This window comes from Butyrivibrio sp., from assembly GCF_015056685.1.
Taxonomy (GTDB): domain Bacteria; phylum Bacillota; class Clostridia; order Lachnospirales; family Lachnospiraceae; genus Butyrivibrio.
The window spans coordinates 32,398-44,075 of sequence record NZ_SVFW01000033.1; the positions used below are offsets into that span (position 1 = coordinate 32,398).

General features: G+C 41.6%; 9 protein-coding genes and 1 riboswitch. Of the genes, 2 read left to right on the top strand and 7 right to left on the bottom strand.

The features are described from left to right. Window position 1 precedes the first annotated feature (1 nt). From E7303_RS12195 to E7303_RS12215, 5 genes are read right to left on the bottom strand one after another with little or no spacing between them, the layout of a single operon-like run. A complete protein-coding gene (locus E7303_RS12195) occupies window positions 2-1,459 on the bottom strand; it encodes a cobyric acid synthase (RefSeq protein ID WP_292145598.1) in 1,458 nt (485 codons plus the stop codon). Window positions 1,460-1,463: 4 nt separating this feature from the next. Continuing rightward, on the bottom strand, window positions 1,464-2,258 hold the full coding sequence (locus E7303_RS12200; protein ID WP_292145599.1) for an ABC transporter ATP-binding protein: 795 nt from the start codon (window positions 2,256-2,258) through the stop codon (window positions 1,464-1,466). Then, entirely contained in the window at window positions 2,251-3,273 is a 1,023-nt protein-coding gene (locus E7303_RS12205) for a FecCD family ABC transporter permease (RefSeq protein WP_292145600.1), read from the bottom strand. Before E7303_RS12205 ends, E7303_RS12200 begins: the two co-directional genes overlap by 8 nt. Then, window positions 3,270-4,757 (bottom strand): ABC transporter substrate-binding protein, encoded by a 1,488-nt coding sequence (locus tag E7303_RS12210; RefSeq protein WP_292145601.1) that lies wholly within the window; start codon window positions 4,755-4,757, stop codon window positions 3,270-3,272. The genes E7303_RS12205 and E7303_RS12210 overlap by 4 nt, the downstream gene beginning before the upstream one ends. Before the next feature lie 26 nt (window positions 4,758-4,783). Then, window positions 4,784-6,409: a sirohydrochlorin cobaltochelatase gene (locus tag E7303_RS12215; protein WP_330601673.1), complete on the bottom strand. Its 1,626-nt coding sequence runs from the start codon at window positions 6,407-6,409 to the stop codon at window positions 4,784-4,786. Window positions 6,410-6,547: 138 nt separating this feature from the next. Next, window positions 6,548-6,725: riboswitch (cobalamin riboswitch) on the bottom strand. Between the two features lie 120 nt (window positions 6,726-6,845). Here E7303_RS12215 and E7303_RS12220 point away from each other — a divergent pair. Next, window positions 6,846-7,208: a CidA/LrgA family protein gene (locus tag E7303_RS12220; protein WP_292145602.1), complete on the top strand. Its 363-nt coding sequence runs from the start codon at window positions 6,846-6,848 to the stop codon at window positions 7,206-7,208. Then, window positions 7,205-7,897 carry an LrgB family protein gene (locus E7303_RS12225; RefSeq protein WP_292145603.1) on the top strand — a complete coding sequence of 231 codons (693 nt, stop codon included), beginning with the start codon at window positions 7,205-7,207 and terminating at the stop codon, window positions 7,895-7,897. The genes E7303_RS12220 and E7303_RS12225 overlap by 4 nt, the downstream gene beginning before the upstream one ends. Window positions 7,898-7,907: 10 nt before the next feature. On the opposite strand, the gene E7303_RS12230 is transcribed toward E7303_RS12225, so the two are convergent. Both E7303_RS12230 and E7303_RS18095 read right to left on the bottom strand, forming a co-directional pair. After that, entirely contained in the window at window positions 7,908-11,420 is a 3,513-nt protein-coding gene (locus tag E7303_RS12230) for an ABC transporter permease (protein WP_330601674.1), read from the bottom strand. 90 nt (window positions 11,421-11,510) lie between these two features. Then, window positions 11,511-11,678, bottom strand: a 168-nt coding sequence (locus E7303_RS18095) for a YoaP domain-containing protein (RefSeq protein WP_292145607.1), incomplete at its 5' end; no start/stop codon positions are given.

Sequence of the window (11,678 nt, forward strand, 5' to 3'; positions counted from 1 at the left end):
TTCACCCCAAAATGCTGTATATATAATCCATATCCAGGTTATCTCTGACGACCTTAGCCAGCCTGTCATACTCGTTTTCTTTAAAGGCCTTGTAATTTACTGCCTCTCCAAGCTTTATGCCTTTTTTATCTGCTATCTTTTTTACCAGGTTAAGGGCTATGTCACCTTCATCGAAGACTCCGTGAACATAGGTGCCAAAAACATTCTCCTGCTGGTATGACAAAAGAGCTTTTCCATTTCTGCCCTTAGTCTCACCCATATGTATTTCATAACCTGTATATTTTGCTCCTGAGAGCACATCAAAGAAGCCATCCATCCGGTCAAAAGTACCTTCACACTGGGTTCTTCTTTTTTTATCCTTAAGCATAGTTTCTACAGGCAAAAGGCCAAGTCCCTTAATACTTCCACCCTCTTCAACTTTGTCAGGATCGCTTATTATTCCTCCAAGCATCTGAAAGCCCCCACATATACCGATAACAGGGCAGGAGGCAGATTTTCTTTTTACAAAAGCCCCCATTCCGGACTCACGCATCCACCTAAGGTCCCCTATAGTATTCTTACTGCCGGGGATGATGATAAGGTCCGCGCTCTCTATATCTCTGGGATTTGTTATAAATCTTACGTTTACCCCATCTATGCTTTCAAATGGAGCAACATCAGTAAAATTGGATATCCTGGGAAGCCTTACTACTGCAACCTCTATTGAAGGGCCACTCTCCTGCCTGTGATCCGTAAGCCTTTCGCTAAGACTGTCCTCATCATCAATAAGAAGCCTTGTATATGGCACCGTTCCTACAACAGGCACATGTCCCATCTCTTCTATCATTTCTATGCCTGAATCAAGAAGACTCTTATCTCCTCTGAACTTGTTGATGATCAGGCCCTTTACTCTTTCTCTCTCGTCTTTTTCAAGGAGTTCCAAAGTACCAAGGAGCTGGGCAAATACACCTCCCCTGTCGATATCCCCCACAAGAAGGACCGGCGCATCAATGAGCTTTGCAAGTCCCATGTTGACTATATCATCTGCCTTCAGATTGATCTCCGCAGGGCTTCCTGCGCCCTCAACCACAATAATGTCTGCCTGCTTTTCAAGCTCGTGATAGGCTGCAAGTATATCGGGTATCAGTTTCTTTTTATATTTAAAATACTCTCTGGCAGGCATATTACCTATAACTTCGCCATTTACTATAACCTGGGAGCCAATGTCATTTGTGGGCTTCAAGAGAACAGGATTCATGTACACTGAAGGCTTTACTCCTGCGCATTCCGCCTGCATTGCCTGGGCTCTTCCAAGCTCTAATCCATCCTCTGTGACAAAAGAGTTAAGCGCCATATTTTGGGATTTGAAGGGCATAACTCTATACCCGTCCTGTTTAAATACCCGGCAAAGGCCGCCTGCTAAAAGGCTCTTTCCCACATTGGACATAGTTCCCTGAACCATTATTACTTTTGTTTTCATATATTTACCTGTTTATAAGCTGAAAAAGAGCGTTTGAATAGCCTCTAAGTCCGTCAATCAGCGTCTTACCACTACCCTTTTCCATATGATATATATCTTCTATAATCTCACCGGTTATTATTTCTTCTGGTCTTCCAACAGCTACTACTCTTCCATCATTTATCGCTACCACTTTATCAGCAAGTGCCTCCACAAATTCAAGGTCATGGATAGAGAGCACAACAGCTATGTTTTCTCTTTTAGCCATCCTCTTTATTATGGACAGGATATCCACCTTGAACTGGATATCAAGAAAAGAAGTGGGCTCATCAAGGATCATTATCTCAGGCTCCTGACAGATTGCTCTTGCAAGCATGATCCTCTGGCGCTGCCCGTCGCTCAGTTTACTAAAGTCATTCTCTGCTACTTCTTTTGCATCAACCAAAGCGATCGACTGATCAACTTTTTCCCAGTCCTTTGGAGATAGTATTCCAAGTCTTCCTGTATAAGGGTATCTCCCTGTTGCCACCACTTCTCTTGCGGACATAAGCTGCGGCGTGATCCTCTTTGTTGTGACCAAAGACATAACAGTTGAGAGTTCTTCGCCATTTACAAGTTTGTCCTCTTTTTCTTTTATATAGATATTTCCTGATAGTTTCTCAATCTGCCTTGTGATGGTATTAAGGATTGTGGACTTGCCTGCCCCGTTTGGGCCTATGAGGGCGATGATCTCCCCCGGCATAACTTCCATTGTGATATCTGTCACTACTTCTTTTTGATAGCCAACATCAAGCTTGTAAGTTCTTAATACTTTATTCACTTCGTCTCTCCCCTCGCCTTAATAGCAGCAGGATGACAACAGGTGCAAGTCCCACAGCTGTCACAGAACTGATACTAAGTTCCGTAGGCGCAAAGGCTGTCCTTGCTATATCATCGCAGATAAGTGTAATAATCGCTCCTCCAAGGAAACATGCAGGTATCATGATAAGTGGCTTTGCTGTTTTTAAAATGCCTCTCATGATATGTGGAACTGCTATTCCCACAAAAGATATAGGCCCGGCAAAAGCTGTCACCGTTGCCGACAAAAGGCTTGATGCAAGAATAAGGATTACTCGTAATGCCTTTATATTAACTCCCATGTTCCTTGCATACGCTTCACCAAGCTGATATGCGCCAATAGGCTTTGAGAGCATGAATGATAAAAAAAGGCACGCAATCACAAAGCCTAATGATATCTGCACATGCTCCATTGTAGTTCCCGAAAAACTCCCAAGGGACCAGTTATGGAGATTAACTATATTGGAATCCTCTGCAAAACACACAACAAAATCAGTTATTGCAGAGCATATATATCCGATCATAACGCCGCATACTACTAAAAGAGACATACTGCGAACTTTACCGGCCAGGATCAGGACAATCCCCATGGAAAGAAGTGACCCCAAAAATGCTGCAGCTATCATTCCAAAAGATGAAAATACCCTGCCGCTTTTTAATAAAAAGACCATTACAAGTGCGACAAAGAGCTTGGCTGATGAAGACACACCAAGCACATAAGGCCCTGCAATGGGATTTCCAAAAAATACCTGTAATAAGAAGCCTGAAACAGCCAGCGCTCCGCCCATGATAACTGCCGCAAGGATCCTTGGCAGTCTTATTGTCAGTAAAATATTCCTGGCAAACTCATCTACTGATCCATTAAAAAGAGCATAAAGCTCTTTGATGCCTATATCTGCACTTCCTGTCAGCACAGAAATACACCCAAGGATCACAAGTAGAACTACCAATATGAAAATAATAAGAATCTGATCAGCGGTTCTTTTTTGCAAAATCATTCCTCTAACCTGTACAAAAAGCTAAGTTTTTTTGTATCGCCTTCAAGTATATTATTAACGTCCTCTATAAAATCAGCAGCGCTTGTGCTCTGCTGAAAAAAGCTCTCCGGAAGGCAATATAACATGCCGCTTTTAAAAGCTTTAAACTCTCCAAGAAGCGGCATCTTTTCCGTCAGTTCTTTTTTCCTGTCTATATTTCCCTCGATGGTGCCGTTGTATATAAGCAGGTCTGCGTCTTTTGCCCCTGCATAAAAATCCTCCACTGTAATATTCATAGTGGAAAGATTACTATCTTCTTCGTCAGTCAAACCTTTTGGAACATAAATGCCTCCCGCCAGATCTATCATGGAGCTTATATAATCTCCATTTTGTCTGACTGTCACTGTTCCATTTGAATTAATAGAAAAAACTGCTACCGATTTCCCTGTTTTTTCTTTTACTTTAACCTCATTTACTCTTTTTTCCTGCTCATCAAAAAGAGCTGTTGCTTCATCAAGTTTGTTATAAATTACTCCGTAGAGTTTTACCCACTCAAGTCTTCCAAGAGGGTCACTCTCATAGCTTGAGCGCTCTATCATAACTGTGATTCCAAGGCTTTTAAGTTTCTCATAGACCTCCGGGTTGTGATAGATCATCGTATTTTCTATTGCAAAATTGCAGCCTTCCGATAAAAGAAGCTCATAGTCAGGTGCCGAATATTTCCCCGCATAGAGAAGGCTGCCGCTCTCCATGGCCTTTTTTGCCTCTTCTATTGACCAGTCTTCTTTTTTGGTGCCTGATAGTCTTATACTGTCCAGAGCTCCTATTGAAGCAATAAGGTCCATTACAGATGTTGACACCAGATAAGTTTTATCAGTCTTTATTGTTTCATATTGGGAAGCCGCATCTGAGCAGCTCTGCAAAAAACTCTGCTCTAAATCTCCACTTCCAATAGTTATGAAATTGTATCTGTTTTTCTCGCTATCCTCGTAAAAGTCGACCTTAAACTCTTTTGCATACTTAAGTTCAAGGCTTCCTGTAAGACTTAGTCCTTCCGTCGAAGCGCTTCCTAAGTTTATTACCGGGGCTGTGCTCTCTTTTGAAGAGATGTCTTTTTCTCCTGTTCCATGAACGTTAAGCCTATACTCTATCTCATGGGGCGTACTCATGGCAGTTGTATCCGCAATCACCGTAAATTCCCGATCAAATTCAGGAACAGGTATAGTAAACTTTGATTTTTCTCCGGCCGAAGCCTCGTTAAGAAATTTTTGCCCATCAACTATCATGTAATCATAGTTTGAACTGGACCATGTGACCACTACTTTGATCTTTCCATCCTTCACTACTACTTCAGTCGGAGATTCAACTGTTGCTTTACCGCTTCCTCCCTCTAAAGAAACTTCGCAAACATATTCTCCGTCGGCAAGTATTTTGTTTTCTGTATTCTGGCCACAACCCGTAATTATGAGCAAAAGAGCTATGATCATTGCAAGTGTCTTTTTCAAAATAAATGCCTCCGGATTAGAAAATATTACTGTGTTACAGAAACTTTATGATCGTACCACTTGCCCTTTTCACCTAAAATGGCAAGGTCGAACTCCTCTGAAAGCTTCTCTACAGGAACATCAAAACCATTTACGGTTTCTTTGCTTCCATCGCTGTAAGTAACCTCAACGTCATAAGGCTGAAGCCAGTCTGCTTCATTATTCTCAGCATCGGCTGCTGTTCCAACATAGAGATTAACTATCTTTTTGGAAACAAGCGCAATTGAAACATACGCTGTTCCATCTTCATTTACTGTCAGTGTGCCTTTTCCATTGTTGGCTTCATTGACACGGAACATACTTGAATCTGTGTTAAAAGAAACTTCGTAAGTACCTTTTTCAAGAGCTATACCAGATTCCTCTGATTTTACTGAATCACTGTTTTTTTTTATTGCATCAGCTGTGTGCTGAACATAAAGAGCCTCAACATTCTCGATTCGGCCAAGACCTGCGATCTGGCAATCAACCAAAAGGCCTGCTGCCTCAAACATTGACTTCCATGAATCCTCGTCATCACCTGCCATGTCATTGTTGGCATGATCTCCTGCAACAACCATAAGTGGTCTTAAGATAACCTTTGTATAACCTGCTTCCTGAACTGCAGCGATCACATTTTCGCATGATGTTTCTTCAGGCTCACCCTCTACAGTTCCGATGAAAACATTCTTGTAGCCAAGTTCTTTCATCTGAGTCTGCATCTGAGAATAGGTAACCTTTGCAGCATGGCTTGTGCCATGGCCCATGAATACAAAAGCAGTCTGCTCATCTGCAGCCTTTTCAAGACTCTCAAAGCCAGCATCCAAAAGAGCTGCATTTGTTATCTCTTTTGCTACAGTCTGCTTATCTTCGTTGACGATCGTTGCATCAGCGCCAACTTCTCCAAGAAGTGGCTCTGAGATCTTAACTGTTTCAAAAGAATCAGCGTATTTATTAACTGTTTCAACAAGCTCGTCGTACTCTGCACCATGCATAAGGTGTGTAGGCTGGATCACAAGATTTTTTACGCCATTATCAACTGCTCTTGTAAGAGCCTGATCCACATTATCGATCTTCTCACCATCTCTTGCCTGAATATGGTTGATAATGATCTGAGCTGTAAATGCTCTTCTTACTGAATAATCAGGATTTGCTGCAGCAATTGCCTTTTCAATTCCGCCAATATCCTCAACGCGGCTGTCATTAAAAGACGTACCAAAGCTTACAACAAGGATCTCATTTTCACCTATTTCGTCCTGATTAAGCGGATCATCCAATGAAGCATCACCTGTATCTCTTCCAAAATAATCAGGATCAGCAAATTCTCCTTCGACCATTTCTTTCTGTGCATCAGTGAGTGCATCCCAAGCCTCCTTGGCAGCAGCGCACTGAGCATCTGTCTCATCTGTCCTTGTCTGAACATAGATAGCATCAATTAAAGCAGCTACCTTATCAGCAGCTTCCTGATCAGATGTTTCCTGAGTAGTAGCTGCTTCCGTGCTTGCCTGTGTTTCTGCTGCGGCTGATGTTTCTGTAGCAGCACTCTCGGAATTACCTGCCTGACTGCTGCCGCAACCGCAAACTGCAAGTGCTGTCAAAGCTGTCAGAACAAGTGTAGTAACTAGATTCTTTTTCATTTTTCCTCTCCTTTACAGGGATTTCATTCTGCAACTTTGACGCAATAAAAAGAAAAAGACCACATGCGTAGTGGTCTTCAAATTCAGATAGATATATCAAAAGATATTTCACATGAATCTGATTCGAAGTCCGCAAATCAAAATTGCAAAACTTAGGCAGGTCTCCTGACTTCGATCAACATCTGTGCTATCTTCCCAATTTCTCAGTGATAACAAGCACAGACTCCCTAACACAGTGACGGCTTCGCTCCGGATTCTCACCGGATTCCCTTTTCACCCATCCGCAATGATGGACACCTAAGCTCCATGAAATCTATTATTTTTTTCTATGTCAAACTAACACAAAAGAAAAATACTGTCAATTCCGCCTCTTGCTTCTTTAAGATCATTATGTATAATAGGAAGGTACTTTTTTTGTAATATCGAGGAAAAATTAATGAAGTATTTAAAACAGTTTCTTATTATTCTGGCGATTTCTCTTTTGGGTGAGATATTAAAAACTCTTCTCCCGCTACCAATACCAGCCAGTATCTATGGAATGGTCCTTATGTTTGTCTTTCTCCTCACAGGAATCCTCAAACTCGATCAGGTAAAGGACGCAGGTAAATTTCTCATTGAGATCATGCCTGTTTTATTTATCCCTGCCGGCGTTGGCCTTATGTCATCATGGAATGTACTTAAGCCGGTTCTTATCCCCGTATCGGTTATTACTGTGATCACGATCTTTACAGTAATGGCTGCCACCGGATTAGTATCACAGTTTATCATCCGTAGGGACAAGAAGGAGAAAACATTATGAACGAATTTATGCAAAGCAGCGCCTATGCAGGCGTAACAATAAGCCTTATTTCTTACGGTCTTGGAAACTTCCTTAAAAAGAAAACAGGCCTTGGACTTTTTAATCCGCTTCTTATTTCAATGATAGTGACAATGCTGGTTTTGCTTGGATGCGGAATCGATTACAGCACCTACAACGAAGGAGCCAAATATCTTAGCTGGCTTTTGACACCTGCTACTGTGTGTCTTGCCATTCCTTTATATGAAGAATGGGAGCTTCTTAAAAGCAATGCCAAAGCCGTTGTTATCGGTATTTTTTCAGGGGTTATAACAAGCCTTGTGACAGTATTTGTACTTGCCAAGCTCATGGGGCTTTCTCATGAAAGCTATGTAACACTCCTTCCAAAGTCAATCACAACAGCCATAGGAATGGGCGTTTCACAGGAGCTTGGAGGATATGTAACTATCACAGTTGCAGTTATTGTCATCACCGGAGTTTTAGGAAATATCTTAGCTGAAATTATCTTTAAACTCTTTAGGATACATGAGCCTATATCCAAAGGCCTTGCCCTAGGTACTGCAGCTCACGCAATAGGAACTGCCAAAGCTATGGAGATCGGCGAGATAGAAGGTGCCATGAGTTCACTTTCAATAGCTGTAGCCGGCATCCTGACTGTCATATTTGCATCAGTCTTCGCAGGACTTATCTGATCTGGGCAGCTTAGTATTTTGCTATATCTGTAAGTGGAACCTTATTAACCTTACTAAAGGCCAAGTAATTGATCACTACTGAGAAAAGAGTATTTATCAGAACTGACGCAGTCCAGGCCATTGCAAAAGGCTCCCTTACAAACATGAAGGCATCAGTTTCAAGGCTCTGAATGATCTTACCTGTAAGTTGAACTCCAAGTGCCAGCGCTATCAGCATGGCTAGCGTAGTTGTAAGTAAGACTTCTCTTACAAGGTATCCGATTACCTGCATATTTGAAAAGCCATTGACGCGCATGGTAAGAAGTTCTCTCATTCTATGAGCAACCAGTATATTGCTCAGATTTAAGAGAATCATAAATGAAAGAAGAATTGAAAAGATAATTACAATAGCTACTACTGCATTATAAACAGTTACTACAGCCATATTACTCTCTCTTAGATCACTAACCGGTGAAACAGATGAAACTCCGGGAAGCTGCTCTAATTTATATCTGATATCTTCTATACTTTCTTTTTGGGCCTTGATGTAATAGGTGTTCGATGTCGGAGCAATACCCAGCTTTTCCTCATAAAACTCACTTGTCATTATCAAAGTTTTCCCTGCATAGAGCATGAAATTCCCCATTACATCCACAGATGAAACACGCAGATCTCCGCCTACGAGATTTATTGTAGCTCCCTTAGAAATGTGGTTTTTATCACTCATTTCTTTTGTGGCTAAAACGCCCTCGTCAGGAACCTGGATCTCTTTTCCATGTTCATCTATAACTGAATAAAATCTGCTAAAGTTTTCTTTGTCATTTACGCAGATGATAGTGGTGATTATCTGTGAATCACCTGTTCCTATCACGCTGGCAGTAACGGGAAGATAGATAGTATCGTACCCGGACAGGGCTTCTTTTATGGCTTTCCTTTCTTCATCTGTTATGATACCGGATTCTGTCAAAGCCAGATCATACTGCCAGATACTAGTCATCTGTCTTGATAAGGCACCTTCATAAGCCATCTTGATATCAATTCCAAATCCCACAAGAAAAACACACATAATGATAACGGCTATGGAAACTGTCTCACGGCCTACGTCTGTCATCAGGTTACTTAATATCAGTTTAAAATAAACGCCCTTAATAGGTGAGGCGATAGCCTTACTTCTATACCTTTTGGCGGGTTCATTTCCATTTATCAGTCCCACTGCTGAGCATTTTACATACTTGCGGCAGGACCAAAGAACTGCAATGACAGTTATCAAAACCTCAAGCGCAGGAAGAAGTATTATCATCGGTACATCATGAGGTATGCCCTCCAAAGAAAAGGCAAGAGTGGAACGCATAGTGTCTATGAGCAGTTTTTCTATGGCGAACGCGCCAAGCACACCAAGTACAGCACCCAGCAGAGCACCTGTAGTGCCGAATACTATGTACTTGCGCGTGATTTCATGTTCATACATTCCGAAGGCTTTACAGGTACCTATCTGACTTGTCTGTTCTTCAATGATGATTGTCATTGTGAAGAAACACACTATAGCTACTATCGCGGAATATAAAGGCGTGAAAACCCCAAAGAACCCACTAATAGCCTTTATGAATGAGTTCGTCTGGACGTACGGAAAATTAACATCCCTGGTTCTGACCATATATATACATGGATTTTGTTTAAATGCTTCGATCTGGTCACGCACCTCTGAAAGTTTGTCGTCTGCTTCTTTCTTAGCTTCTGCATACTGTTCATCTGCCTCTTTAAGAGCTTTTTCTCCATCAGCTATCTGAACATCATATTCAGCTTTTCCTTTTGAAAGCTCTTCTTCCGCAATTTTTAGAGCTTCCTTAACTTCTACGCTTTTTTCAGAAAGAGCCTTTTTGGCATCTTCCAGCTGCTTTGCTCCCTCAGTCTTTTTTTGCTCAAACTCAGCCTTGGCATCTTCAAGCTTCTGCCTTGCCTCCGGCTCTCTTTTTGCGAATTCTGCTTCAGCCTGAGCAAGCTGTTCCTGACTCTTATGGAATGAATACCACCCATCATCCAGTTCCTTGCGGGCTTCCTCAAGTTTAGCTTTTCCATCATTAAACTGCTGCTCGCCTTCATCAAGCTTTTCTTTGCCACTGATGAATTCTTCCATATAGGATCTGTTTTCATCAATTAAAAAGAGCACTGTCTTTATATCATCGTTTGGAGCTTCGTCATAAGCTTTAATGGCAAGCTTACACCTTTCACAAGGGTCACTGCAGGCAGACGCTTCTTCAAGGGTTGCTATTGTACCGTCTGAATCCGTGCCAAGTTCTTCTAAAACCACAATCATGACATCTATAACATCAGATGATAATATGTTATTTACTTCTTCTGCTGCCGCATTATATTTTTCGCGTCCTTCATTTAGTTGGTCCTGGGCTTCACAGAGCTTATCAAGGCCTTTACTATATTCTTCCTCTTTTTCTTTAAGAAAACGCTCAGCCTTATCAAGCTCGAGCATTCCATAAAAGAGCTTGTATTTGGTATCGTTAAGCTCTTTTTCCAAATCTTTTTCACCTTGCTCAAGTTGCGCCTGTCCATCAGCTATCTGGGTGTTATACTCTTCTTCACCTTCCTTTATCTTTCTAGCTGCTTCCGAAAGCTCTTTTTCTGCAGTGGCCTTTTTTTCTTCAAATTCTTTTTCTCCTAACTGCAATGCTTCAAGAGCCTTTGCTATAGCATCCTCATATGTCTTTCTGTTCTTGTCGATTTCAGCTTTTCCCTTGGCAAGCTCATCACGTATCTTTATCTCAGCGCTATCATATTCCTGTTCTAAGTCTGACAGAATGGACGTTGCTCGCCTGTCAGCTATTGACACAGATTCTTTTTCCAAAACCTCCTTTATTTCCTGTATCTGATCCTGATATGCGTGATCAAAGGAACTCACAGATACATCTGCATCCACAAGGATATTTGAATAGTCAAAAGACAGATCGGCAACATCAAAAGAATCCGGGGGCAGTACAACATAGTCTGTGGACGTATTTACCATGTAATCAGGGTGGGATGCAATGCCTGTTATCTTATAAGTTTTGTTTGGGAGAACATCAGAAAAACGTGCAGAGGAAACCTCCAGGGCAATCTCATCGCCTATACCGGCTCCGATTTTTTGGCTTGCGCTGTAGGAAATGGCACATTCATTTGGGGCGGTTGGAAGAGCCCCGGATGTAACTGTAGGTATGCTGACATTTTTTGTAATTGAGACGATAGTAACTGATGAATTGTTTTCTAAAAAGCTTGCGATTCCATAGAAGGTAATCTGCCCCTCAGCATCTTTTACCTCCGGAAGAGATTTTATCTTGTCGACATCTTCCTGTTTTATACCGATACTGCTTGATATATCAAAGTCCCTGAAATTCTGCTCATCAATATAGTAAAGAGAAGCTCTCCTGACTGTGGACGACGCAAAATAAAGTCCCAATATGAGCGTTGTTCCTATCAGGACTATTGTCACTATTGATAACCATGACACAAAACGTTTTTGTATATTTCTCAGGGAATCAACAAGCCACGTCTTCATGTAAATATTTTATCATAATTTAGTGCACACGTTCCATACGGGAAGTTCTTTTATCGCAAAGCTAAATAGCTCCTTGTATGATGTACTGCCTTATCCGTTTACAAGCTTCAGGAACTTTTTATCGTTCATCTGCTCGTTGGTAATATATTCTCCGTCATGGAACAGTGCATAGTTTGTGATTGGAGTAGGCGCATTCTGGGCTTCGTCTCTACTTTGGATCTTGATTGCTTTGAACGGAATGTTGTTCTTCTTAGCTGT

Coding starts and splice junctions, on each gene's coding strand:
- E7303_RS12195 (WP_292145598.1), bottom strand. CDS start 1,459: ATGAAAACAAAAGTAATAATGGTTCAGGGAACTATGTCCAATGTGGGA.
- E7303_RS12205 (WP_292145600.1), bottom strand. CDS start 3,273: ATGATTTTGCAAAAAAGAACCGCTGATCAGATTCTTATTATTTTCATA.
- E7303_RS12215 (WP_330601673.1), bottom strand. CDS start 6,409: ATGAAAAAGAATCTAGTTACTACACTTGTTCTGACAGCTTTGACAGCA.
- E7303_RS12220 (WP_292145602.1), top strand. CDS start 6,846: ATGAAGTATTTAAAACAGTTTCTTATTATTCTGGCGATTTCTCTTTTG.
- E7303_RS12225 (WP_292145603.1), top strand. CDS start 7,205: ATGAACGAATTTATGCAAAGCAGCGCCTATGCAGGCGTAACAATAAGC.
- E7303_RS12230 (WP_330601674.1), bottom strand. CDS start 11,420: ATGAAGACGTGGCTTGTTGATTCCCTGAGAAATATACAAAAACGTTTT.